Consider the following 25,445-nt stretch of genomic DNA (forward strand, 5'->3'; position numbering starts at 1 on the left):
GACACCGTGCACCCGCAAGACACCCAGAACCGCGAGGCAGGCGAGGCCCGGGCGGCCCGCACCGACCGGATCCCGGTCGGGATCGTCGGCGCCGGCACGATGGGCACCGCCGTCGCCCAGGTCTTCGCCGCGGCCGGGCACCCCGTGGTGGTGGTCGACCGGCAGCGGGCCGCCCTCGACGCCGGCCCCGGCCGGCTGCGGGACGGCCTGCGCGCCGCGCGGCTGCTCGGCCGCCGTCCGGCCCCCGGTGAGGCTGGTGCCGGGGCCCCTGGCGAGGCCCGCCCCTCGGCGGCGGAGACCGTCGAACTGGTCGACTGGACGGACGAGTTCGGGCGGCTGGCGGCGGCCGGCTTCGTGGTGGAGTGCGCCTCCGAGCGACTGGCCGTCAAGGAGCAGGTGCTCCGGGAGCTCGACCGGGTCTGCGCCCCCGCCGCGGTGTTCGCCTCCTGCACCTCGGCGATCCCGGTCGAGCGGCTCGCCTCCTACACCGACCGGGCCGACCGGGTGCTCGCCACGCACTTCATGAACCCCGCCTACCTCAAGGAGACGGTCGAGGTGGTGCGGGGCCCGGCCACCACCGCCCGGACGCTGGAGACCACCCTCGCTCTGCTCGCCGGGGTCGGCCGCCGCGCCCACGTCGTCCGCGACTCGCCGGGCTTCGTCTCCAACCGGGTGCTGATGCCGATGGTCAACGACGCGGCCGCCCGGGTGCAGGAGGGCGTGGCCGACGCGGAGACCGTCGACCTGATCTTCCAGGAGTGCTTCGGCCACGCCATGGGCCCGCTGCGCACGGCGGACCTGATCGGGCTCGACACCATCGTGGACACCCTCGACGTCCTGCTGGAGACCACCGGCGACGAACGGTTCCGGCCCTGCGACCTGCTGCTCGACCTGGTGCGGCGCGGACACTTCGGCCGCAAGACCGGGCTGGGCTTCCACGCCTACGGGACCCGCCCGTGACCGCCGGCCGTCCGGCCCCCGACGTACTCGACCTGATCCGGGAACGGTTCCGCACGCTGCCCGACCGGACCGCCGTGGCGGTCGGCGGGCAGAGTCTGACGTATCGTCAACTCGACATCGAAACCATGGCGTTGGCCGATCGACTGGCCGCCGTCGGGGTCGCCCCCGGCAGGCTCGTCCTGATCCACCGCCGCCAGGGCGTGCGCACCGTCGTCGGCATGCTGGCCGCGCTGCGGCTGGGCGCCGCCTGGTGCGTCCTGGAACCCGATCGCCCCGCCGCGATGGTGCGCGCCCTGCTGCGGGACAGCGGCTGCGCCGTCCTGGTGTACGACGACGGCGACCCGGCCACCCCGCCCGCCGCCGTGCGGGAGCTGACGACCGGCTGCGGGCAGCCCGTCACGGCGGTGGCCGAGAGCGGACCGGCCCCTGCTCCGGCCGTGGCCGCCGGCCGGTCGGACGCCGTGGTGCCCCCGACCGCACCGGCCTACGCCGTCACCACCTCCGGGACCACCGGGGAGCCCAAGGCCGTCCTGGTCTCCCGCGGCGCGCTCGCCCACCTGGTCGCCTCCCGCGCCGAGGACCCCGCCGCGACCACCTTCACCGCCTCCCGGCTCTCCTGGGACGCGCCGCTGTTGATGCTGTTCCACACGCTCTGCGGCGGCGGCACGGCGGTGCTGCCCGACGAACGGGCCCTGCCCGACCCGGAGGCCGCCGCCGCGCTGATCCGCCGCCACCGGGTCGAGGTGGCGGTCGGCCCGCCCTCGTTCCACCTGCTGGTGCTGCCCCACCTGGCCGGCGCCGACGTCCACCTGCGGCAGTGGATCGTCGGCGGGGAGGCGCTGTCGGCCGCGCAGGCCGAGCGGCACCGGGCCGTCCTGCCCGGCACCCGGCTGGTCAACGAGTACGGCGCCACCGAGACCACCGTCACCGTGCTCGCCCAGCCGGTCACGCCCGCGTCGCTCGACCCCGTCCCGATCGGGCGGTCCACCCCGGGCAACCGGATCCACCTGCTGGACGAGCGGCTCGCCCCGGTCGGGCCCGGGCGGACCGGCGAGCTGTACGTGGCCGGGCCGCAGGTCGCCGAGGGCTACGCCGGGCGCCCGGCCGACACCGCGCTGCGCTTCCTCCCCAACCCCTTCGCCACCACCCCCGGCGCCCGGATGTACCGCACCGGGGACCTCGCCTCCGCCGACCCCACCGGGGCGCTGGTGTTCCGCGGCCGGGCCGACGGGCAGCTCAAGGTGCGCGGCGTCCGGGTCGAACGCGAGGCCGTCGAAGCGGCGCTGGAGCGCCACCCCGCCGTCCGGCAGGCCGCCGTCCTCGCCGTGACCGGCCCCGACGGCGCCACCGCGCTGGCCGCGTGCTGGCTCCCCGCCGACCCCGCCGCCCCCGCGCCGGACACCGCCGAACTGCTGGCGCACTGCACCGCCCTGCTCGGCGGCCAGGCCCGGCCGGAGCGATTCGTCCGGGTGGCCGGCTTCCCGCTCGCGCCGTCCGGCAAGACCGACCTCCAGGCGCTGCGCGCCCTGCTCGCCGAAGACCCCGGCGAGCCCGGCGGACGTGACGAGCCCGCCGAGGCGGACGGGGCCCCGCAGCTCGTGACGCGCTACTGGACCGAGGTCCTCGGGCACGGCGACTTCGGACCGGACGACGACTTCTTCGCCGTCGGCGGCAACTCGCACCGGATCGTCGAACTCCACCTGCGCCTCGAAGGCCGCTGGCCCGGCGCCGTCCGCGTCGGCCGGCTCTTCGACCTGCGCACCGTCGCCGAGCAGGCAGCGGCCGTCGCCTCGGAGGCTGTCGCCCCGGAGGCCGCCACCCGGGAGCCCGTCGCCCCGGCGGCCGGACCGCCCACGGGCGGCGCCCGGCCCGACGCCGCGTACGAAGTCTGACGAACGGGAGAGAGCAGCAGTGACCAGGACCCCAGCGACGGCCCCCGCCGACACCGACATCGCCGTCGTCGGCATCGGCGCCCGCTTCCCCGACGCCGACGACCTGGCGGCCTTCCGGGCCAACCTCGCCGCCGGCCGGGACTCCGTCGGGGCCATGCCCGCCGCCCGGGCCGCCGCCACCGGGCTCGACCCGGACGCGGGCTACCTGCCGATGGGCCACCTCGCCGACGTCCACACCTTCGACCACGCCTTCTTCGGCCTCTCCCGGCGCGAGGCCGCCCTGATGGACCCCCAGCAGCGGATCGCGCTGGTCCTCGCCCACCAGGCCGTCGAGGACGCCGGCCACGCCGCGGGCGCCCTGCGCGGACGCCAGGTCGCCGTGGTGCTCAGCGCCGCCGCCTCCGGCTACCTCGGCGCCGCCACCGAGCCCGGCCCGCTCAGCGCCCTCGGCAACGTGCCCTTCGCGCTGCCCGCCCGGATCGCCCACGTGCTCGGCTTCGAAGGCCCCTGCTACGCCGTCGACACCGGCTGCAACGGCTCGCTCGTCGCCGTCCACCAGGCCTGCCGCGAACTGCGCGACGGCGAGGCCGAGTACGCGCTCGCCGGCGGCTTCAGCCTGCGCCCCGGCGGCCTGCCCGCCCGGCAGACCGAAGGCATGACCGAACTCGTCTCCCCGAGCGGCCGCTGCCGGGCCTTCGACGCCGACGCCGACGGCACCGCCAGCGGCGAGGGCGGCGCCGTCCTGCTGCTCACCACCCTCGGCCGGGCCCGCGCCGACGGCACGCCCGTCCACGCCGTGATCCGCGGCAGCGCCGTCCGGCACAACGGCCGGGCGGCCGCCACCATCAGCACCCCGAGCGCACCCGCGCACGCGGCGGTGATCGGCGCGGCCTGGCGCTCCGCCGGGCTCGACCCCGCCCTGGCCGGCTACCTGGAGGCGCACGGCTCCGGCACCCGGCTCGGCGACGCCGTCGAACTGGAGGGCCTGGCCCAGGTGTTCGGGCCGCGCGGGTTCGGGGCGCGGGGCCGGCGGCTGCCGATCGGCTCGGTGAAGACCAACGTCGGCCACCTCGACCACGCGGCCGGGATCGCCGGCCTGGTCAAGGCCGTCCTCGCGGTCGGCCACGGCGAGCTGTACCCGTCCCTGCACTTCCGCCGGCCCGTCGACGAGGCCGCCCTCGAACCCGTCGAGGTGGTCACCGCGCTGCGCCCCTGGGAGGGCGAGGAGCGGATCGCCGGCGTCAGCTCGTACAGCCTCGGCGGCATCAACGCCCACTGCGTGGTCCAGCGGCCGCCCGTGCCGCCGCGCGGCGACCGGTCGGGCACCCCCCGGCTCGTCGGCGTCTCCGCGCGCAGCCGCACCGCGCTCGCCCGGCTCTGCGCCGACCTCGGCGCCGCGCTGACCGGCCCGGCCGCCCGCGACACCGACCTCGACGACGTCGCCCTCACCCTCAACTCCGGGCGCACCCACTACGGGCACCGGGCGGCGGTGTGGGCCCGCGACACCGCCGAGCTCGGCCGGGCCCTGCTCGAACGGGCGGCCCGGCTCGACGCCTCGGCACCGGCCGGCGGCGCCCCGCGCGGCGGCCGGACCAGGCCGCCCGCCGTCTGCCTGCTGCTCTCCCCGGACGCCGTGCCCGACGCCCCCGGCCCGGCGGAGCTGCCCGACGCGCTGCCCGCCACCGGCCCGGCGGCCCGGCTGCTCGCGGGCCAACTCGCCCTCCATCGCGAGCTGTCGCGCTGCGGCGTACCCGTCGGGACGGTGCTGAGCAGCGGCGTCTCCCGGTACGCCGCCCGGTACCTGCTCGGCACCCTCACCGCCGAGGACACCCGCGAACTCGCCACCGCCACCGCCACCGGCGCCGAGGCCGCGCCGCCCGACCGGGACCGGCTCGTCGCGGCGGCCGAACGGCTCGCCGCCGCCGGGCCGGTGGTGTTCCTCGACCCCGGCCCCGGCGGCGTCCTCGGCCGGCTGCTCGCCGAGCGGTTCGGCCCGGAGGGGCAGGACGGCGCCCGGCTGGTCACGGCCGCCGGTGACGGCGACGGAGGCTTTGCCGCGCTGCTCGGCCGGCTGTACGAATGCGGCCTGGACCTGGACTGGACGGCGCTCGGCCCCGAGCCCGGCACCGCCCGGCGGCTGCGCCTGCCCGGACACCCGCTGGCCGCCACCCCGTGCTGGATCCGGCCCGCACCGGCGGCCCCCGCCCTGCCCGTCGCATCCGTGGTGCCCGTCGCGTCCGTCGCGCCCGCCGCGCCCGCCGTCGAGCGCACCGGGACCGGCCCCGCCGAGGACCCCGAACGCTGGCTCGCCGAAGTCCTCGGAGAACTCCTGCACAGCGAGCAGCCGCCCGGTCCGGAGGCCGACTACTTCGAACTCGGCGGCAACTCGATCATCGCCCTCCAGCTCGCCGACCGGATCCAGACCCGCTTCGGCTTCCGCCCCCGGCTGCTCGACGTCTACGAACACCCCGCCGTCGGCGCGTTCGCCGACCTCATCCGCCGCCGGGCCGGCGCCCCCGCGGCCCCCGCCCTGCCGCCGATCACCCCCCGCGACACACCGCCCGTCACCTCCTTCGGCCAGGACCGGATCTGGTTCCACCACCAGCTCGACCCCGACACCACGCTCTACAACCTCCCGATGGTCAGCCTGATCAGCGGCCCGCTCGACGTCGACGCCGTCCGCGGCATGTGGCACGACCTGATGCTGCGCCACGAGGTGCTGCGCTCCAACTTCGCCGAGGAGGACGACGAGCCGGTGCTGCGCATCCGCCCGGAGCCCGGCGACTTCTTCACCCTCCGGGACGTCTCCGCCGAGCCGGACCCGCTCGCCGCCGCCCGCGAACTCGTCCGGCAGGCCGCCGAGCACCGCTTCGACCTCGCCCACGACCCCCTGGTGCGGGTGCTCGTGGTCCGCACGGCCCCCGAGCAGCACGTGCTCCAGGTGACCATGCACCACGCCGTCAACGACGGCGCCTCACCGCGGATCTTCGAACGCGAGCTGCCCGAGCTGTACGCCGCCCGCCGCGAGGGCCGCCCGCACCGGCTCGCGCCGCTGCCCGTCCAGTTCGCCGACTACGCGGCCTGGCAGCGCGAACTGGTGGCCGGCTCGGCTATGGACGGCGAACTCGCCTACTGGTGCGAGACCCTGCGGGACGCGCCGGTGCTGCGGCTGCCCACCGACCACCCGCGCCCGGCCCGTAAGGACCACGCCGGCGACCTCGCGGTGTTCACCGTGGACGCCGCCCTGATGCGGGAGCTGCGGCGGCTCGCGGCCGACCGCTCCGTCACCCTCTTCGTGGTCCTGCTCGCCGGCCTCTACCTGCTGCTGGCCCGCCGCAGCGAGCAGGACGACCTGGTCGTCGGCATCCCGACCACCGGGCGCAACCGGCCCGAACTCGAAGGCCTGATCGGCTTCTTCAACAGCACCGTGGCGCTGCGCGCCGACCTGTCCGGCGCCCCGTCGGTGACCGCCTTCCTGCACCGGGTGCGCGCCGTGGTGCTGGAGTCCCTGGAGCACCAGGAGATCCCCTTCGACCGGGTCGTCCAGGCGCTGACGGACGAGCGCGATCCGGGCCGGAGCCCGCTGTTCGACGTGTTCTTCGTGCACCAGGAGCTGCCGCCGATCCAGCAGATCGAGGGCACCTCGACCGGGTACTTCGACATCGGCCACAGCGCCGGCAACCTGTTCGGCGGCCTGCCGGCGGGCACCGCCAAGTTCGACCTCACCCTGATCACCTCCGACCGGGTCGGCGACGACGCCATGACCGCCTGCCTGGAGTTCAGCACCCAGCTGTTCACGGGGGCGACGGCGGCCGCGTTCGTCGAGGAGTACACGGCGCTGCTCCGTGAACTCGCCGCAGCCGACGGCGAGTTGCCGATCTCCCGACTGTGGGCCGGGGCGCCGGCGGCCGTCTCCTCTGATGCGGCGCTGCCGGCCGCCCCCGCCGGCCCGCCCGGGCCCGTCCGGCTCGACGTCCCCACCGACCGCCCCCGCCCGGGCCGCCCCGACTACACCGAGCGCAGCGTCACCGTCCCGGTCGACGAGTCGCTGCGCAACGCGATCGCCCGGTTCGGCCCGCACCCCGACCGGGTGCTGCGGGCCGGCTGGCTGGTGCTGCTCTCGTGGATCGCCGGCCAGGACGAGGTGGCGGTCGGCCTGCCCGGCGGCGCCCTGCTGCGGGCCGACCTCGCCGACGAGCCCGCCTTCACCGACCTGCTCGGGCGCACCACCCCCGACGGGACGGCCGGCCCCGGAGCCGAGCCCCCGGTCCGCTCCCGGGGCGACGGCGGAGGCCACGGCGTCGGTCACGGCGCCGCCCCGCGCGGGGTCGAACTCGACCTGGGGTGGCGGGCGGAGAGCGGCGCCGCCCCCACGGCGCTGACCGTGCACTACGCCCCCGAACTCTTCGACCCGCCGACCGCGACCGGCTTCGCCACCGGCCTGCGCGAGCTGCTGCGCGGCCTGCTCGCCGAGCCCGACCGCCCGGTCCACGACGTGGCGGCCGACTACGCCGACTACGCGGACCAGGCCGACGGTGCGGACCACGCCGACCACGCCGACCACGGCGACGCGCCCGAGACCGTGACCCCGCACCCCGACGACGACACCGTGAGGGCCCTGTGAGCAGCTCCACCGCCACCCCGCTCGACGCCGCCCGGCGTGCCGTCCTGCGGGACACCCCGCTCCTTCCCGCCGACTGCGTGGCGCGCCTGGTCCGCTTCGAGGGCCCGGTCGGGCTGGACCGGCTGCGCCGCGCCGTGGCCCGGGCCCTGGCCGAACGCCCGGACCTGCACACCGGCTACCGCGCCGCCGCCGGGGGCGGCCCCGGCCTGCTCCGCCCGGCCGACCCGGCCCAGCCGCCCGCCGTCGCGGTGATCGACCTCGACCCGGAGGAACTGGACGGCTGGCTCGCCGCCGAGCTCGTCCGCCCGCTCGACCTGCTCGGCGGGCCGCTGCTGCGCCACGTGCTGATCCGCCGATCCGACGGCGGGCTCAGCTGGTTCCAGCGCCACCACCGGCTGGTCGACGACGACGCCGGGCTGGCCGCGCTCGTCCGCCGGGCCGGCGAGCTGTACGCCGAGGACGCCGCGGATGCCGAGACGGCCCCGGTCCCCGCCCTGGTACCTGCCCCCGCCCCGGACCCGGACGCCGACCGGCCCGCCGACCGGGCGTACTGGCGGGAGGTCCTGGGGGCGGCCGGCCCCGAGCCCGCCGCCGCCCGCCCGGCCGGAGCCGTCACGCCGCCGGCCGAGCTGCCCTGGCTGCCGGTGGCCGACCCGGCCGCACTGGCCCGGGCCGCCCGGGCCGGCGGTGCGGGCCCCGCCGCGGTGCTGCTCGCCGCCGCCGCCGTCCACGCGCACCGGCTGACCGGCGCCCGGGAGCTGCTGCTCGGACACTGGCGCCCGGCTCCCGGCCCGGGCGGCCGCGGCCTGGTCGTCCCGGTGCGCCTGGCCCCGGCCCCCGGGCTCAGCTTCACCGCCGTCCTCCGGCAGGCCGGCCGCGCCCTGCGCGCGGTCCGGCGCCACGGCCACCGGCCGGACCTCGACCTGCCCTGGGACCCGTCCTCCGGGTACGGCCTGGTCACCGGGATCGCCGACAGCGCCGAGCGGGTGGCGTACGGCCCCGGGACGGTCGCCGTCCTGGCCCGCGCCTGGGGCGAGCCGCTGCCCGGCCTGTTCCTGCGCGCCGACCCCACCCCCGGCCCGGCGGACCGGGACGGGGCGTGGCGGGTCGCCGCCGGCGGCCACGGCGCCGACCCGGCGGCCCACCGCCGGCTGGTCCGGCTGCTGGCGCGGCTGGCGGCCCGGCCCGACGAGCCGATCCACTCCTTCGACCTCGCCGACGGGGACGAGCTCGCCCTGCTGCGGAAGGCCAACGCCACCGAACACGCGGTGCCCGAGACCACCGTGCCCGCGGCGTTCGCCGCCCAGCTGGCGCGGACCCCGTCCGCCGTCGCGGTGCGCGGCGGGGGAGAGGTGCTGGACTACGCCGAACTGGACGGGCGCTCCGAGCGGATCGCCCGGCTGCTCGCCGGCCTCGGCGTCGGCCGCGAGGACGTCGTCGCGGTGCTGCTGCCCCGCACGCCCGCCCTGGTCGCGGCCGTGCTGGGCGTGCTGAAGGCCGGCGCCGCCTACCTCCCGGTCGACCCGGGCCACCCGCGCGGCCGGGTGGAGTTCGTGCTCGCGGACGCCCGCCCCCGGGTGGTGCTGACCACGGCGCAGCTGGCCGCCGCCGTGCTGCCGGAGCCGGCCGCCGACGGCCCGTCCGTCGTCCTGCTGGACGAGCCCGCCGCCGTCGAGCCCACTCCCACCGAGACCGCCGGTCCCGCGCCCGCCGGCTCCGCGCCCGCCGGGGCGACGCCCACCCGCCCGCTGCCCGGCAACGCGGCGTACGTCATCCACACCTCCGGCTCCACCGGGACGCCGAAGGGCGTGGTGGTCACCCACCGGGCCGTGGCCAACCTCGCCGCCTGGGCGGCGGCCGAGCTCGGCCCCGAGGCCCTCTCCCGGGTGCTCGGCTCCACCTCGCTCTCCTTCGACCTGTCGGTCTTCGAGCTCCTGGTGCCGCTGTTCACCGGCGGCAGCGTCGACCTGGTGGACAACCTGCTCACGCTGCTGGAACGCCCGGACTGGTCCGGCAGCCTGGTCAACACCGTCCCGTCGGTGTACCAGCAGGTCGCCCGCGCCGAGTGGGTGCGCGAGCGGGCGACGACCTACGTGTTCTGCGGCGAGCCGCTGCCCGCCGCGCTGGTCCGCCAGGTGCACGCCCGCAACCCGGACGCCCGGGTGCTCAACCTCTACGGCCCCACCGAGGCCATCGTGTACGCCACGGCCGGGGCGTGCCCGCCCGGTGCGGACGGTGAGCCGTCGATCGGCGTGCCGATCGGCAACGTGCGCGCCCACGTCCTCGACCCGGCCCTGCGGCCCGCGCCGGTCGGCGTCACCGGCGAGCTCTACCTGGCCGGGGACTACCTGGCCCGGGGCTACGCCCACCGGCCCGGGGCCACCGCCGAGCGCTTCCTGCCCGACCCGTTCGGCCCGCCCGGCGCCCGGATGTACCGCACCGGGGACCTCGCCCGCTGGACCGCCGCCGGCGAGCTGGAGTACGCCGGCCGCACCGACCACCAGGTGAAGATCCGCGGCCACCGGATCGAACTCGGCGAGATCGAGGCCCGGTTGACGGAGCTGGACGGCATCCGGCGGGCCGTGGTGGTCGCCACCGACGACGGCGAGGGCGACCGCCGCACGACGGCCTTCCTGGTCGCCGTCGAGGGCCGCCCGGCCGATCCGGAGGCCGTCCGGGCGGCGCTGCGCGAGGTGCTGCCCGCGCCGGTCGTCCCGGCCGTCCTGGTCTTCCTCGACGACCTCCCGACCAACGCCAACGGCAAGACCGACCGCAGCGCGCTCGCCGCCCTGGCCGCCGGTGCCGTGGCGGGGACCTCGCCCGAGCCCGCCGCCGCCCCGGCCGCCGGCCCCGTCGAGGTGCTGCGCGAGCTCTTCGCCGGCGTCCTCGGCCTGCCCGAAGTCGGCCCGGACGACAGCTTCTTCGCCCTCGGCGGCGACAGCATCCGCTCCATCAAGCTGCTCCGCCGGGCCCGCCGGGCCGGGCTGGCGCTCGCCCCGGAGGACGTGTTCGCGCACCCGACCCCGGCCGGACTCGCGGCCGTCGCCACCGCGCTCGACCCCGCCGACCAGGGCGCCGGCCGGCCCGCCGACGGCGAACTGCTCCCGCTGGACGCCGCCGAACGCGCCTGGTTGCAGGCCCGGTTCCCGGGCCACCGGGACGTGCTGCCGCTGACACCGCTCCAGGAGCGGCTGCTCTTCCCCACCCAGCACAGCCAGGGCGGCGGCGGGGCCTACGTGATGCGGCTGTGGATGCTCTTCGACGGGCGGCTCGACCCGGCGGCGCTGCGCCGCGCCGTCGAGGCGCTCTGCCGCCGCCACCCGAACCTTGCGGCCGGGTTCGTCCGCCTCCCCGACGGCCGCCCGGTGCAGGTCGTCCCGGACCGCCTGCCGCCGTTCACGGAGCTGGACCTCAGCGGCCTCACGGCGGCCGAACAGGAGGCGGAGACCGAGCGGTTGGCCGCCGAGGCCAGGACCACCCGGTTCGACCCGGCCGACCCGCCGCTGATCCGCTTCACCCTGCTGCGGCTGGGCCCCGGAGAGGGCGTGGGAGCGCAGCGGTACCGGCTGGAGGTGGTCGCCCACCACACCCTGATCGACGGCTGGTCCAACCAGCTCCTCCTGCCGGAGCTGTTCGCCCTGTACCGCGACCCGGCCGGACTGCCCGAGCCGGTGCCGCTGCGCGCCCACCTGGCCTGGCTGGCCGGCCGGGACCACGAGGCCGCCCGCCGGGCGTGGCGCGAGGCCCTGGCCGCGCCGATCGAACCCACCCTGGTGACGCCGCCCGGGCTGCCGCCCGCCGACGGGTGGCCGGGCCGCCGCTACCGGCTCCTGGGCGAGGAGCGCACCGAACGGCTCGGCGCCCTCGCCGCCGGGCTGGGCATCACGCTCAACACCGTGCTCCAGGCCACCTGGGCGCTGCTGCTGGCCGAGCGGACCGGCCGCCCCGACACCGTGTTCGGGATCATCGTCAACGGCCGCTCGCCGGAGCTGCCGGGCTCCGAGTCCGTCATGGGCTTCCTGATCAACACCCTGCCGCTGCGGATCACCCTGCGGCCGGAGGAGTCGCTGGCCGGGCTGCTGACCCGGGTCCAGCGCGAGCAGGTCCGGATGATCGCCCACCAGCACCTGGGAATCCCCGCCATCCAGCGGGCGACCGGCCTCGGCGAACTCTTCGACACCGTCATGGTGTACGAGAACTTCCCGCAGTCCGGCGACCAGGGCGACGCGCTCCCGGGGGTGCGGATCACCGGTTCGGGCAGCGAGACGGCCGCGCACTACCCGCTGTCGCTGATGGCCATCCCGAGGGACGGCGGACTGGAACTCGACATCCTGCACCGGGAGGACGCCGTCGACGCCGAGGCCGCCGACGCCCTGCTGGCCCGGCTGCTGGGGCTGCTCGACGCCCTCGTCGCCGAGCCGGACACCACCGTCGCCTCCCTCGGCCTGCTCGACTCCTGGCCCGCGACCGCCGGGCCCGCCCGCGCCCCGCTCCCCGCCACCGACGCCACCGTCGCCGCCGCCGTCCCCGCGCCGCCCGCCGACGGCCTGGAGCCCATGCTGGCCACCCTGCTGCCGCTGCGCTCGACCGGCACCGGCGCGCCGCTGTTCTGCGTGCACCCGGCCGCCGGGATCGGCTGGACGTACGCGGCGCTGCTGGGGCCGCTCGGCGACCGGCCGCTCTACGTCCTGCAGTCCCGCGGCCTCGACGGCCGGGGGCCGCTGCCGGCCAGCGTGGAGGAGGTGGCCGAGGACTGCGTGCGGGAGATCCGCGCCGTCCAGCCCGACGGGCCCTACCACCTGCTCGGCTGGTCGTTCGGCGGCCTGGTCGCCTACGCCGTGGCCGCCCGGCTGCAGGAGCAGGGCGCGGAGGTGGGCCTGCTCGCGATGCTCGACAGCTACGTGCTCGCCGACCTCCCCGCCCGCTCGGAGGCCGAGGTGCTCGCCGAGCAGGGCCACGTCCGCAACGCCCTGCTGCGGCTGACCGGCGTCGACCGCCCCGCCGACGCGCCCGCGCCGACCGCCGAGGAGTTCCTCGTCCTCGCCAAGGACTCCGACTCGCCGCTCTCCGTCTTCTCCGAACACCACCTGACCGCGCTCGCCGAGGTCTACGACAACAACGTCCGGCTCGGCCGCGCCTTCCGCCCCGGCCGGTACCGCGGCGACCTGCTCCTCATCGAGGCCGTCCCGGAGACCAGCGGGCCCGTCCAGGACCCGGAGAGCTGGCTGCCCCACCTCGGCGGCGGCCGGCTGCTGCGGCACCGGACCGACCACGGCCACCAGGACCTCGGCGGCCCGGCCGCCCTCCTCGACCTCGCCCCGGCGCTGCTCGACCGGCTCGGCGACCCGTCCGGGCCGCACGGGTCACCGAGCCCGCACGAGCCGCACCAGCCGCACGAGCCGGAAAGGAGCTGACCGGATGTCCGCCACGCCCGCCTCTCCCGCCTCTCCCGCCCGACGACGGCCGCTCACGGCCCCGCAGTCGGGAATCTGGTTCGGCCACGAGGCCGACCCCACCCGGCGGCGGTTCACCGCCGGCCAGTACGTCCAGTTCCACGGCGCGATCGACGAGGAGCTGTTCGAACGCGCGCTGCGGGGCGTGGTGGCCGGCAGCGAGAGCCTGCGGGTGCGCTTCGAGCCGACCGCCGACGGCGCCGTCCAGATCATCGAGGACGCCGCCGACTGGCCGCTGCACCGGCAGGACCTGCGCCACCACGAGGACCCGGCCGCCGCCGCCCGCGCGTTCCTCGCCGCCGAACTCGCCCACCCCTACGACCTGACCGCCCGCCCGCCCTTCGACCACTTCCTGCTGCGGACCGGCGAGGCGGAGTACCTCTGGTACCTCCGGATGCACCACATCCTGTGCGACGGCGTGGGCGGGGCCGGGCTGATGCGCCGGGTGGCGGCCGAGTACACGGCGCTGCACGCGGGCGAGCCGCCCTCCACCGGCGTGCACGACCCGCTCCAGGCCCTGCTGGACGACGACGCCGCCTACCGCGCCTCCGCCCGGTTCCGCACCGACGCCGCTTTCTGGGCCGAGGAGTTGGCCGGCCTCGGCGACCCGCCCCGCCTCGCGGGCGGGCGCGGCGCCCCGACCGGCTCGGGCCCGCGCCCGCCGGTCGCCGTCCGGACGGAGCTGTCCGCCGAACGCTGGGCCGCTGTCCGCGAGCGCGTCGGCGCGGGCTGGACGGCGCTGTTCCCGGCCGCGCTCGCCGTCGCGCTGCACGCCGACACCGGCGAGGGCACGGCGGTGATCGGCCTCGGCGTCCGCGGCCGGGACGCCGCGCTGGCCCGGCGGGCCCTCGGCATGACGGCGAACGTCGTCCCGCTGCGGCTCGCCGTCGACCCGGCCGCCACCGTCGGCGGCCTGGTGACGGCCACGGCGGACCGGGTCCGCGCCGCGCTGCGCCGCCAGCGGTACCGCTTCGAGGACCTGCTCCGCGACACCGCCGCCGCCCGGGGCGACCGGCCGCTGATCGGCCCCACCCTGAACCTGCTGCCGCTCGACCCGGGCCTGCGGTTCGGCGGGATCCCGGCCACCGTGCACGAGGTCTCGCCGGGCCTGCCCGAGGACTTCGCGCTCGGCGTCTACGACAACGGCCGCGCCACCCTGCCGGTGTTCGCCGACGCGGTCGGCGACTACCCCGAGGACACCGTCCGGGCCCACCTGGACCGGGTGCTCGACCTCGTGACGGCGCTGGCCGAGGCGCCCGAGGGGCTCCCGGTCGGCCGGCTGCGCACCGGCGGCGGAGCCGTCGCCCTGCCCGCGCCCGCGCCCGCGCCCGCGTCCGGATCGGCGCGGACCGAGCCGGACGGCGACACCCTGGTCTCGCTGTTCGAACGGCAGGCCGCCGCCCGCCCGCAGGCACCCGCCGTGGTGCTGGGGAGCGATGTCCTCACCTACCGCGAACTCGACCTGCGCGCCGACCGGTTGGCCCGCCGGCTCGCCGCCCGGGGCGTGCGCCGCGGCGACCTGGTGGGCGTCGCCCTGCCCCGCTCGCCGGACCTGGTGGTCGCGCTGCTCGGCGTCCAGAAGGCCGGCGCCGGCTACCTGCCGCTGGATCCGGACTACCCGGTCGAACGGCTGCGCGCGACCATCGAGGACGCCGCGCCCCGGCTCGTGGTGACGGACGACTCCGCCCGGGCGGCGCTGCCCGACGGCGTCGAGACCCTGCCCGTCGACGGCGCGGACGAGCCCGCCGACCGGACGCAGCCGCAGCGCCCCGGCCCGGACGGTGTCGCCTACGTCATCCACACCTCCGGCTCCACCGGCCGCCCCAAGGGCGTCCTGGTCACCCACCGCAACGTCACCCGGCTGCTCGCCACCACCGCCGACCGGTTCGGCTTCGGACCGGACGACACCTGGACCCTGTTCCACTCCTACGCCTTCGACTTCTCGGTCTGGGAGCTGTGGGGCGCCCTGCTGCACGGCGGCCGCCTGGTCGTCGTCCCCCGGGACACCGCCCGCTCGCCCGAGGAGTTCCTGCGCCTGCTCGCCGACGAGCGCGTCACGGTGCTCAACCAGACCCCCTCGGCGTTCACCCAGCTGGCCGCAGCCGACGCCGCCCACCCAGGCCCGAGCGCCCGGCTCGCCCTGCGCTACGTCATCTTCGGCGGTGAGCAGCTCGAACCCTGGCGGCTCGCGGACTGGTACCTGCGGCACCCGCAGGACGCGCCCCGGCTCGTCAACATGTACGGCATCACCGAGACCACCGTGCACGTCACGGCCGGCGACCTCGACGCCGCCGCCGTGGCCTCGGGCGCCGCCACCATCGGCCGGCCGCTGCCCGACCTGCGGGCGTACCTGCTGGACGCCGCCCTTCGGCCGGTGCCCGACGGCCTGCCCGGCGAGCTGTACGTGGCCGGCCCCGGCCTCGCCCGCGGCTACCTCGGCCGCCCCGCGCTGACGGCCGGCCGCTTCACCGCCGACCCGTACGGTCCGCCCGGCAGCCGGATGTACCGCAGCGGGGACCGCGCCCGCCGCCGCCCCGACGGCGAACTCGAACACCTCGGCCGCACCGACCGGCAGGTGAAGATCCGCGGCTACCGCATCGAGCCGGGGGAGATCGAGGCCGCGCTCGCCGCGCGGCCCGGCATCTCCGGCGCCGCCGTCCTCGCCACCGAACGGGAGCCCGGGCGCAAGGCGCTGACCGCCTACCTGCTCGGCACCGAGGAGGCCGTCCGCGCGGCCGCCGACCACGCCCACGCGTCGCTCCCGGACCACCTGGTGCCCGCGGCCTTCGTCGCCGTCGAGGCCTTCCCGCTGACCGCCAACGGCAAGCTCGACGAGCACCGGCTGCGGGCCCGGGAGGCCAGGGCGGCGGACGGCCGGGGCCGGGCGCCCAGCGGCGAGCACGAGACCTGGCTGCACCGGCTGTTCGGCGAACTCCTCGGGGCCGAGGGCTTCGGCGCGGACGAGAGCTTCTTCGCCCTCGGCGGCGACTCCCTCTCGGCGAACCGGCTGGTGGTCCGCGCCCGGGCCGAGCTGCCCGCCGAGCTGTCCGCCGAACTGACCATCCGGGACGTCTTCGCGGCCCCCACCGTGGCCGGCCTGGCCGCCCGGATCGGTGCCCGTGGCGCCGCCCGCCAGGGCGATGCGGCGGCCGGCCGGGCGCGCCCGCAGCGCCCGCAGGCCGGCCCCCGCCCGGAGCGCATCCCGCTCTCCTACGCCCAGCGCGGCCTGTGGTTCCTGCACCGGCTCGGCGAGCAGGCGTCGACCTACCACGTCCCGCTCGCCGCCCGGCTGACCGGGCCGCTCGACCTGGCCGCGCTACGGGCCGCCGCAGGCGACGTCCAGCAGCGGCACGAGAGCCTGCGCACCGTGTTCCCGGCCACCGACGGGCAGCCGTACCAGCGGATCCTCGACGACCCGCCCCTTCCGCTGACCGTCCGGCACCCCGACCCCGCCGACCTGGACGCGGCGGTGCACGAGGAGGTCCACCGGCCCTTCGACCTCGAACACGGCCTGCCCTGGCGGCTGGTGGTGTTCACCGCCGGGCCCGGCACCCACCTGCTGCTGATCGTCCTGCACCACATCACCGCCGACGAACAGTCGTTGGGCCCGCTGACCCGCGACCTCGCCGCCGGCTACGCCGCCCGGGCCCGCGGCCGGGCCCCCGAGTGGCCCCGACTGCCGCTCCAGTACGCCGACTTCACGCTCTGGCAGGGCCGGGAGCTCGGCCCGGCCGGCCGGCCCGACAGCCCGCTGGCCACCGAACTGGCGCACTGGCGCGAGACCCTGCACGCCGCACCGGGGCGCACCGCGCTGCCGGTGGACCACGAGCCGCCGCCCGGCACGGCCCTGCGCGGGGCCGCCGCCGAGTTCCAGTGGGACGCCGAACTGGTCGCCGCAGCGGCCGAATTGGCGGCCGGCCGGGGAGCCACCCTGTTCATGGTGCTGCACGCGGCCGTCGCCTGCCTGCTCGCCCGCTCCGGAGCGGGCACCGACCTCGTCCTCGGCACGGTCACCGCCGGCCGCGCCGACCCCGCCCTGGACGACCTGGTCGGCTACTTCGCCCAGCCGCTCGCCCTGCGCACCGACCTCTCGGGCCGCCCGGGCTTCGCGGAGCTCGTCGACCGCGTCCGGCACGCCGACCTCACCGCCTTCGCGCACGACCAGGCGCCCTTCGACCGGGTCGTGGACGCCCTCGCACCCGACCGGAAACTCGGCCGCCACCCGCTGTTCCAGGTGATGATCACCCTGCACGGCGGGCGCCGGCCCGCGCTCACCCTGCCCGGCCTGTCCGGCGCACCGCACCGGTTCGAGCGGGTGATGGCCAAGTTCCCGCTGCTCTTCGAGTTCACCGAACAGCCGGACGGCACGGTGCGCGGCGTCCTGGAGTACAGCACCGGCCACTTCCGCCCCGAGACCGCCGACCGCCTGGCGCAGGGCCTCGGCCGTCTGCTGGCGGCGGCTCTGGCCGACCCGGCGGCACCCGTCGACACCCTCGACGGCCTCGACGGCCTCGACGTCGTTGGCACCCTCGACCTGTCGGACACGCCAGGGCCGGCTGCCCGCCCGCAGCCCGTCACCGGCCCGGAGGGCGGCTCGCCCGCCGAGGAGCAGCTGCGGACCCTGTTCGGCAGCGTCCTCGGCCGGGCGCGGCCCGGGCCGTCGGAGGGGTTCTTCCGGCTCGGCGGGGACAGCATCCTGGCGATCCAACTCGCCACCCGGGCCCGGTCGGCGGGAGTGCTGATCACGCCGAAGGACGTGTTCACCCACCAGACCCCGCGCGCCCTCGCCGCCGCCGCGGCCGTCGCCCCGGACGGCGGCCGCGCCCCGGCCGCCCGCCCGGCGGCGCCCGCGCCCCCGGGCGAGGTGCTGCCGCCCACCCCGATCGCGGACTGGCTGGCGGCCCGCGGCGGACCGATCCACGGCTACGCCCAGTCCCTGCTGTGCGAGGTGCCGCCCGGCGCCACCGAACACACCCTGCGCACCGCCCTCCAGCAGCTCGTCGACCACCACGACGCGCTGCGGACCCGCCTGACCGGGGCCCCGGGCGAGCCGCTCGCCTTCGAGATCCGGCCCGCCGGGACCGTCCCGGCGGCCCCGCTGCTGCACCGGATCGACCTCGCCCGCGAGGGCCTCGCCACCGCCCCCGGCCGCGACCCGGCGCCCGCCCTGCTGCAACTCGTCGCGGAACAGCGGCACGACGCCCGCCGCCGCCTCGACCCCTACCGGGGCGACCTGCTGCGGGCGGTCTGGTTCGACGGCGACCGGGGCGGCCTGCTGCTGATGGTGATCCACCACCTCGCCGTCGACGGCGTCTCCTGGCGGATCCTGCTCGACGACCTCGCCCGGGCCCACCGGGCCGCCGCCGACGGCCACCCGGCCGACCTCGCCGCCGTCCCCGTCACGGCCGCCGACTGGGCCCGTGCGCTGCGGGCCGCCGAGGCCGACCCGGCGGTCGCCGCCGACCGCGACCACTGGCACGGCCTGCTGACCGCCGGCACCGGGACCATCGGCACCCGGCCGCTGGACCGCACCCGGGACACCGTGGCCGGGGCCGCGACCCTGCGCACCACCCTGGGCGGCGGCCCGACCGCCGCCCTGCTGACCGACCTGCCCGACCGACTCGGCGCCGCCGTACCGGAGATCCTCCTCGGCGCCCTCGCCGCCGCCCTGCACGGCTGGCGCGCCCGCAGCGCCGACGGCCCGCTCCTGGTGGACGTCGAGGGCCACGGCCGCGACCCGGAACTCGCCGCCCTCGACGGCCTCGACCTCTCCCGGACGCTGGGCTGGTTCACGGTCATCCACCCCGTCCTGCTGGACACCGGCCCGGCCGCGCCCGACACCGGGGGAGCGGCCCGCGCCGACGACCTGGCCCCCGCCGACGACCTGGCCCGCGCCGTCGCGGCTGCCCGGCAGCGCCTGCGCGCCACCCCCCACCGGGGCCTGACGTACGGGCTGCTCCAGCGGTCCGGCACGCTGCCCGACCGCCCGGCCCCGATCGCCTTCAACTACCTGGGCCGCTTCGACACCACCCGACGCGGCCCCTGGCAGCCCGTCCCCGGCACCCTGCGCGGCGAGGCCGACCCCACCCTGCCGCTCGCCCACACCCTCTCGGTCGACGCCTTCGTGGAGACCGGCCCGGACGGCCCGCGGCTGCGGGTCGAATGGGCCTGGCCGGCCGGCGTGCTGGCCGCCGACGCGGTGGCCGAACTCGCCGCCCGCTGGGAGCAGGCCCTCACCACCCTGTCGTCCGCCGCCCCGCCCCGCGCCGAGGGGCCCGCAGCCGACGCCCAGTCCGAGGCGCCCGCCGAAACGTCCGCCGAAGCCTCCGCCGAGGCCGCCGCGCCCGCCGCCGTCCTGCTGCCCGCCACACCGCTCCAGGCCGGCCTGCTGTTCCACTCCCGCTACGCCGCCCACGACGGCCGCCGCGACCCGTACCTCGTGCAGCTCGTCCTCGACCTCACCGGCGCGATCGACCCGGAGCGGCTCCAGGACGCCGTCCGGCGGTTGCTCGCGCGCCATCCGCAGCTCGCCGGGGCCTTCACCAGCGGCGAGTCCGGCCCGCCGCAGCAGGTCGTGCCGGTCGAGGTGACGCTGCCCTGGCGCACCGTGGACCTCACCGGGCGGGCGGAGCGGGAGCAGTCCGCCACCGCCCGGCGGCTCGTGGAGGAGGACCGTCGGCCGTTCGCGGTCGACACGCCGCCGCTGATCCGCTTCACCCTGCTGCGGCTGGCCGCCGACCGGTGGCGGCTCGTCTTCACCCACCACCACCTGCTGCTGGACGGCTGGTCGGTGCCGATCGTGCTGCGCGAGCTGCTCGCGCTGCACCAGGGCGTCGACCTGCCCCCGGCGCCGTCCTACCGCCGCTACCTCGACTGGCTGGCCGGGCGCGACGACGCGGCCGCGCGCGGCGCCTGGCGTGCCGCCCTCGCCGGGGCCGAGCCCACCCGGGTCGGCCGGCCCGCGCCGGCCGGCGGCGAGGGCGCCGACGACGGCCCGTCGACGAGCGTCTTCACCCTGCCCGCCGGGCTCACCGCCGGGCTGCGGGCGCGCGCCGCGCAGTGGGAGGTGACCCTCGGCTCCCTGGTGGCGACGGCGTGGGCGCTGGTGCTCTCCCACCTCACCGGCCGTGACGACGTCCTGTTCGGCACCACCGTCGCCCAGCGTCCGGCCGAACTGCCGGAGGCGGAGCGGCTCGTGGGCCTGCTGATCAACACCGTTCCGGTCCGGGCCCGGCTGCACCCGGGCGAGCCGCTGCGCGAGCTCGCCGCCCGGCTCCAGCGGGAGCGCACCGCGTTGCTGGACCACGAGCACCTGGGGCTCACCGCGGTGGAGGAGGCCGCCGGCGCCGGGCGGCTCTTCGACAGCTCACTGGTGTTCGAGAACTACCCGCTGGACGAGGCCGGGTTCGTCGAGCCCGCGCCGGGCCTGCGGATCGGCGCCGTCGAACCGTTCGACGGCACCCACTACCCGCTCTCGCTGGTGGTGCTGCCGCGCCAGGGCGGCCTGGACGTGCGGCTCCAACTGCGCCCCGCCGAACTGGACCGGTACCTCGACGCGGACCGGCTGCGCACCTTGCTGACGGCCGCCTGCGCCACCCTGGCCGGTCCGGGCGCGGACGCGCTGACCACCGGCCGGGTCGACCTGCTGCCGCCCGTCCAGCGGGCGGGGCTGCGGGCCTGGGGCACCGGCCCGGCGGCCGACGCCGAACCGGTGTCGGTCGGCGCGCGGTTCGAGCGGCTGGCGGCCGACCACCCGGACCGGATCGCCCTGCGACACGTCGACGGCGCCACCGCGAACGGCACCGGTACCGCCACGGACGCCACCACCACGTACGGCGCGCTGAACGCCGACGCCAACCGGCTGGCCCACCACCTGGCGGCCCTCGGGGTGCGGCCCGGCACCCGGGTCGCCGTGCGGCTGCCGCGCAGCCCGGAGGTGCCGGTGGCGATGCTGGCGCTGGCCAAGCTCGGTGCCGTCTGCGTCCCGCTGCACCCGGGGTTCCCGGCCGAGCGGCTGCGCGCGCTCGCCGCCGAGGCGGGCACCGAACTGCTCCTGGACGCCGAGCTGTTGGCGGCGGCCCGGCGGGCGGGCGGGAGTACGGACGACCCCGGCGTGGAGGTGCGGCCCGGGCAGGTCGCCCAGCTGCTGTACACCTCGGGCTCGACCGGCCGCCCCAAGGGCGTGGCGGTCACCCACCGCAACATCCTCGCCCTGGCCGACGACCCGCTGTGGCACGGCCCCGACCACGACCGGGTGCTGTTCCACTCGCCGCACGCCTGGGACGCCATGGTGTACGAGCTGCTGATGCCGCTGCTGACCGGCCGCCAGGTGGTGGTGGCCCCGCCGGGGGAGCTGACCCCGGCGGACTACGCCCGGGCCGTCGAGCGCGGCGGCGCCACCGCGGCCTGGCTGACGGCGGGCCTGTTCGACCTGCTGACCGAGCAGATCCCGGCGGCCCTGGCCCGGTTGCGCCTGATCTGCACCGGCGGCGACGTCGTGCCCCCGGCGGCGCTCGCCCGGGCCCGGCGGGCCGCGCCCGGCCAGCGGCTGCTGGACCTGTACGGGCCGGTGGAGAGCACGACCTTCGCCCTGGGCCACGAAGTCCCGGCGGGCCCGGTCCGCGAGGGCGGGGCCGTCCCGATCGGCCGCCCGCTCGCGGGGACGAGGGTGCTGCTGCTGGACGCCGCGCTGCGCCCGGTGCCGCCGGGCGTCCCCGGCGAGATCCACCTGGGCGGCGAGGGCCTGGCCGCGGGCTACCACGGCGCCCCGGCCCGGACGGCCGAGCGGTTCGTCGCCGATCCGTACGGCCCGCCGGGCGGCCGGCTGTACCGCACCGGGGACCTGGGCCGGTGGGACACCGAGGGCCGGCTGCACTTCCTGGGGCGCGCGGACCGGCAGGTGAAGATCAACGGGTTCCGGATCGAGCCGGGCGAGATCGAGGCCGCGCTGTGCGCCGAGCCGGAGGTCACCGCCGCCCGGGTGGTGCCGCACGGGGCGGGCCCGGCGGGCCGCTCGCTGGTCGGGTACGTGGTCGCCGACCGGCCGGTGGCCGCCGGTGAACTGCGCCGCCGGCTCGCCGGGCGGCTGCCGCGCCACCTGGTGCCCGCCGTGCTCGTCCCGGTCGACGCGCTGCCGCTGGACGCCAACGGCAAGGTCGACACGACCGCCCTGGGCCCGCCGCAGCGGTCGGCCCCGGCGCCGACCCGCTCGCCCCGCCGGGAGGTGCTGGCGGCGCTGTTCGCGGAGGTGCTGCGGGTGCCGGCGGTCGCGCCGGAGGACGACTTCTTCGCGCTCGGCGGCAACTCGATCGCCGCGATGCGGCTGGCCGGGCGGATCCGGTCCACCCTGGGGGTCGACGTGCCGCTCGGTGAGCTGTTCGACGCGCCCACGGTGGCCGGGCTGGACCACCGGCTCGACCGCGCCGCCCGTACCGAAGGTGCCGACGGTGCCGAAGGCAGCGCCCCGGCGTTCGGCGACCGGACGGCCCGGCCCGACCGGCTGCCGCTCGCCCCCGCCCAACTGCGCCTGTGGACCGCCAACTACCTGGGCGAGCACCGCCCGGACTACCTCACCACCCTGGCCCTCGACCTCACCGGCGGGCTCGACCCCGCCGCGCTGCGGGCCGCCCTCGGCGACCTGGTGGCCCGGCACGAGGCCCTGCGGACCGTCCTGCCGTACGGCCCGGACGGCCCCGAGCAGCGCATCCTCGCGCCCACCGCCGCCCCGCCCGCCGACGACCCGCCCGCCGACGCCGACCTCGCCGAGGCCGTCCTCGCCGCCGTCCCGTCCGCCGCGCCCCGCCTCCTCGACGTCCCGCCGGAGCGGCTGGACGCCTGGATCGCCGCCGAACTCGACCGCGGCTTCGACCTGTTGACCGAACCGCCGCTGCGCACCGCCCTGCTGCGCAGCGGCCCCGACCGGCACACCCTGCTGCTGGTGCTGCACCACGCGACGGTGGACGGGCACGCGCTCGAACCGCTGCTGGCCGACCTGCGGTTCGCCTATCGGGCCCGGGCGGTCGGCGGGGCGCCGCGTTGGCCGTCGCCCGCCGTCCAGTACGCCGACCACGCGCTGTGGTTGCGGCGGCGGCTCGGCGACGAGGACCGCCCGGAGAGCCCGGCCGCCCGGCAGGCCGCCTACTGGAAGGGCGCGTTGGCCGCCCTGCCGCCGTGGCGGGGCCTGCCGGACGCCACCGGCGCCCCGGGCGCCGGGCCGGGCGCGGCCGGCACCGTCCGCTTCGCCCTGGACCCGGGGGAGCACCGCCGGCTGGCGGCCGCCGCCCGGGCCTGCTCGGCCGGCACCGGCATGGTGGTGCAGGCGGCGTTCGCCGCCGCGCTGGGCGACCTCGGCGCGGGGCACGACCTGCCGATCGGGGTGCCGCTGGCCGGCCGGGACGACGAGGTGCTGGACGGCGTGGTCGGCTGCCTGGTCAACACCGTGGTGCTGCGGGTCGACACCTCCGGCGCCCCGACGGCCCGCACCCTGGTCGGGCGGGTCCGGGAGCGGCTGCTGGCCGCCCACGCCCATCAGGACCTGCCGTTCGACCGGGTGGTGGAACTGGTCAACCCGGCCCGGCAGGCGGGCCGCCAGCCGCTGTTCGGGGTGGCGGTCTCCCACCTGGTGCGGGCCGAGCCGGCCGACGGCGGGCGGTGGGCCGACGCCGTGGCGGTCGCCGAGCGGCCCGTCCCGGTGGCCCGCACCGCCGTGGACCTGCTGCTCCAACTGGTGGAGCGGCGGACGGCGGACGGCGCACCCGGCGGGCTGGAGTGCGACCTGGTACACGCGCTGGACGGCTGCGACGAGCCGACCGCCCGGCGGGTGGTGGCCGCCTTCCGGCGGCGGGTCACCGAGTTCTGCGACGAGCTGAACGACGAGCTGAACGACGAGCTGAACGACGAGGTCGACGGCGGGCTCGACGACGAGCCGGCCGACGAGTTGAACGACCTTGCCCAAGTGCACGACCACAACCACGAAGTGAGGGTCCGATGAGCAGCACCAACCCCTTCGACGACGAGCAGGGCGCGTTCCTGGTCCTGGCGAACGAGGAGAACCAGCACGCCCTCTGGCCCGCCTTCGTCGACGTGCCCGCCGGTTGGCGCAGCGTGTTCGGCGAGGAATCCCGGCAGGCCTGCCTGGACTACGTCGAGAAGAACTGGACCGACCTGCGTCCGCGCAGCCTGGCCGAGGCGATGGACGCCCGCGTCGACTGAGCGCGATCGGCCGGTCCATCAGGGCTGTTCCACCCTGGCTTAAGGATCTTCCGCCCCCCGCAAACGAACTGACAGCATGTCAGGGACGGGCGCGGGGCCGGCCCGCAGGAACGAGTGCGGCGCGCCTGGGTTTCCCCCACGTCCGGCCGCGCCGCCGGCGAGCCGGCCCCGGAGCCCCGCAGGCACCCGATTGCCGCCCGTCCGGACCGCAGCGCCACCGCCCGTTGTCCGAAGCCCTCACGAGGAGTCACCGATGAACGCTGTCACCCCGCGCCCCGCCGAGCGCACGGCCCGGCCCCGGCACTACCTGATGTGCCGCCCCAGCCACTTCGAGGTCACCTACGCGATCAACCCGTGGATGGACCCGGCGAAGCCGGTCGACACCGGGCTCGCCGTGGCGCAGTGGGAGCGGCTGTACGCGCTCTACCAGGAGCTCGGTCACCGGGTCGACCTGATCGACCCGATCCCGGGCCTGCCCGACATGGTCTACGCGGCCAACGGCGCCACCGTGGTGGACGGCAAGGTGCTCGGCGCCCGCTTCCGCAACGCCGAGCGCGCCGCCGAGGGCCCCGCCTACCTGGAGTGGTTCCGCGCCAACGGCTACCCCGAGCTGCACGACCCGGAGCACGTCAACGAGGGCGAGGGCGACTTCCTGGTCACCGCCGAGTACGTGCTCGCCGGGCGGGGCTTCCGCAGCACGCCGGCCGGCCACGCCGAGGCCCAGGAGTTCTTCGGGCGCCCGGTGATCGGTCTGGAGCTGATCGACCCGCGCTACTACCACCTGGACACCGCGCTGGCCGTGCTGGACGGCGACGAGATCATGTACAACCCCGAGGCCTTCTCCGCCGGCAGCCGCGAGGTGCTGGGCCGGCTGTTCCCCGACGCGGTGCTGGCCGACGCCGGCGACGCCGCCGTGTTCGGCCTCAACGCGGTCAGCGACGGCCGGCACGTGTTCCTGCCGGAGGCGGCCACCGGCCTCGCCGACAAGCTGCGGGAGCGCGGCTTCGAGCCGATCGGCGTCGACCTGTCCGAGCTGCTCAAGGGCGGCGGCAGCGTCAAGTGCTGCACGCTGGAGCTGCGCCACCGCGCCTGACCGCCGCCCGCCCCTTCGCCCACCCCTGTGACGCCGGGGCGGGCGAACGGGGCGGACTCGGGCCGTAGGACCCACCGCGCACCAACGCGACGGGCCGCGCGGGCCTCCCCCCGAGGAGGTCCGCCCCGCCCGGCGGCGTCAGTCTCGTATAAACAACTACCAGCCCACGACACAAACCAGTATCGAGGATTCCGTCTTGAGGTGGTTAATGG

7 protein-coding genes are annotated in these 25,445 nt (G+C 77.6%); all 7 read left to right on the top strand.

Annotated elements, in window-relative coordinates:
- The first annotated feature begins 6 nt into the window (after positions 1-6).
- The gene (locus ACFVHI_RS12110; RefSeq protein WP_380338263.1) at positions 7-960 is read left to right on the top strand and encodes a 3-hydroxyacyl-CoA dehydrogenase family protein; all 954 of its coding nucleotides are present in this window, start codon (positions 7-9) and stop codon (positions 958-960) included.
- Positions 957-2,852: a non-ribosomal peptide synthetase gene (locus tag ACFVHI_RS12115; RefSeq protein ID WP_380338266.1), complete on the top strand. Its 1,896-nt coding sequence runs from the start codon at positions 957-959 to the stop codon at positions 2,850-2,852. The genes ACFVHI_RS12110 and ACFVHI_RS12115 overlap by 4 nt, the downstream gene beginning before the upstream one ends.
- 19 nt (positions 2,853-2,871) lie before the next feature.
- Positions 2,872-7,476: a condensation domain-containing protein gene (locus tag ACFVHI_RS12120; protein WP_380338269.1), complete on the top strand. Its 4,605-nt coding sequence runs from the start codon at positions 2,872-2,874 to the stop codon at positions 7,474-7,476.
- Positions 7,473-12,890 carry an amino acid adenylation domain-containing protein gene (locus ACFVHI_RS12125; RefSeq protein ID WP_380338272.1) on the top strand — a complete coding sequence of 1,806 codons (5,418 nt, stop codon included), beginning with the start codon at positions 7,473-7,475 and terminating at the stop codon, positions 12,888-12,890. Before ACFVHI_RS12120 ends, ACFVHI_RS12125 begins: the two co-directional genes overlap by 4 nt.
- A 4-nt stretch (positions 12,891-12,894) precedes the next feature.
- Positions 12,895-23,919: an amino acid adenylation domain-containing protein gene (locus ACFVHI_RS12130; protein ID WP_380338275.1), complete on the top strand. Its 11,025-nt coding sequence runs from the start codon at positions 12,895-12,897 to the stop codon at positions 23,917-23,919.
- On the top strand, positions 23,916-24,140 hold the full coding sequence (locus tag ACFVHI_RS12135) for an MbtH family protein (protein ID WP_063349723.1): 225 nt from the start codon (positions 23,916-23,918) through the stop codon (positions 24,138-24,140). Before ACFVHI_RS12130 ends, ACFVHI_RS12135 begins: the two co-directional genes overlap by 4 nt.
- A 253-nt stretch (positions 24,141-24,393) precedes the next feature.
- Positions 24,394-25,233, top strand: coding sequence for a dimethylargininase (ddaH, locus tag ACFVHI_RS12140; protein WP_380338278.1), 840 nt, complete (start codon positions 24,394-24,396; stop codon positions 25,231-25,233).
- The last annotated feature ends 212 nt before the right edge of the window (positions 25,234-25,445 follow it).

Source organism: Kitasatospora sp. NPDC127121 (genome assembly GCF_042677305.1).
Taxonomy (GTDB): domain Bacteria; phylum Actinomycetota; class Actinomycetes; order Streptomycetales; family Streptomycetaceae; genus Kitasatospora.

Bases quoted from the DNA above. Each gene is read 5' to 3' on its own strand.
- ACFVHI_RS12130 (WP_380338275.1), top strand. From the start codon at position 12,895: ATGTCCGCCACGCCCGCCTCTCCCGCCTCTCCCGCCCGACGACGGCCG.
- ACFVHI_RS12135 (WP_063349723.1), top strand. From the start codon at position 23,916: ATGAGCAGCACCAACCCCTTCGACGACGAGCAGGGCGCGTTCCTGGTC.
- ddaH (WP_380338278.1), top strand. From the start codon at position 24,394: ATGAACGCTGTCACCCCGCGCCCCGCCGAGCGCACGGCCCGGCCCCGG.